This is a genomic window from Nocardiopsis nanhaiensis, from assembly GCF_054778635.1.
On sequence record NZ_BAAGZJ010000183.1, the window covers coordinates 1 to 1420 of the forward strand.

Below are 1420 nucleotides of genomic sequence, written 5' to 3' on the forward strand. Positions count from 1 at the left end.
CGTTGAGGGTGTCGGCGAAGACCATCGTGCCGGAGATGAACATGACGCCGAGCAGGATCGCCAGTGTGGTGGTGACGTACCGGGAGGCGTGCAGTCTCAGTCCGGCCAGTGTGGTGCGCAGCAACTCAGGCCTCCAGCTTCAGCAGGCGCTCGGAGACGGCCTCGGCGGTGGGGTCGGCGACCTCGTCGACCATCCGGCCGTCGCGCAGGAACACCACGCGGTCGGCGTAGGAGGCGGCGACCGGGTCGTGGGTGACCATGACGATGGTCTGGTGCAGGTCCTTGGCCGAGTCCCGGAGGAAGGCCAGGATCTCGGCGCCCGAGCGCGAGTCCAGGTTGCCGGTGGGTTCGTCGGCGTAGACGACCTCGGGTGCGTTGAGCAGGGCGCGGGCCACCGCGACGCGTTGCTGCTGTCCGCCGGAGAGTTTGGCGGGCAGGTGGTTGAGCCGGTCGCGCAGGCCCACGACGTCGACGATGTGGTCGAAGCGCTCCTGGTCGACCTTGCGTTTGGCGATCTGGGAGGGCAGCAGGATGTTCTGTTCGGCGGTGAGCATGGGCAGCAGGTTGAAGGACTGGAAGATGAAGCCGATGCGGTCGCGGCGCAGCAGTGTGAGGTCGCCGTCGCGCATGCCGGTGATCTGGGTGCGGCCCAGGTGTACGGTGCCGGAGGTGGGTACGTCCAGCCCGGCCAGGCAGTGCATGAGGGTGGACTTGCCGGAGCCGGAGGGTCCCATGATCGCCGTGTAGGCACCGCGGTGGAACTCGACGTCCACCCCGGCCAGGGCGTGTACCTGGCTGCCGCCGGTGTCGTAGGTCTTGCTGAGCCCTCGCGCCACCACTACCGGGGGTGCTTGGACCGGGGATGTGGGCTTCACTGCGGACTCGGTCACGGCAGACAACTCCAGGGATCGGGAACGGGGTGTGGGGCCGTCGGGCCGGGGTCTGCCCGTGCTCGTCGGCGTGTTGACCACGCTAGATCCGCGATCCCCGCCGGGGCCTCCGCCGCGGGGCTGAACCCTGACTCGGCCAAAGGCATGATGCGGGGCGGGTTCGGGACTCCTTCGTCCGGGCGCACCCCCCACTTTCGTAGGGGGCGTCGTCACCTCGGATTCGGTGACGAACCAGGAGAGCCCCCTGTGGCCTGCGGGAACACGATCTGGCCGACGATCGGACCGCCGCCTGGGCCTGTCGTCCGAACGGAGGGCCCGCTAAGCGGGCCGTCGTAGACTCTGCCGGGTGAGAACTTGGCTGGGGAACAAAGCGGAGGACCTCTGGATCCTGCTGCGCCGTAACGGACAGTGGTGGTGGGGCCGTCGGCTGCGCATCTCCGACTGGTGCTTCGCCGTCCTCACCCTCCCCTTCAACGGGATCATGATGGTGGCCGGGGCCAGTAACCGTGTCAGCCTGCTGTCCACGTTCT

General features: G+C 68.5%; 1 protein-coding gene and 1 pseudogene. One reads left to right on the forward strand and one right to left on the reverse strand.

Translation table 11 applies throughout. The features are described from left to right. Nucleotides 1-125: 125 nt before the first annotated feature. Complete coding sequence (locus tag ACYVD1_RS34665; RefSeq protein ID WP_460778709.1) at nucleotides 126-890, reverse strand: ABC transporter ATP-binding protein; 765 nt, start codon at nucleotides 888-890, stop codon at nucleotides 126-128. A gap of 346 nt (nucleotides 891-1236) precedes the next feature. Here ACYVD1_RS34665 and ACYVD1_RS34670 point away from each other — a divergent pair. Beyond that, nucleotides 1237-1420: pseudogene (locus ACYVD1_RS34670) on the forward strand (sensor histidine kinase); the annotation flags it as partial.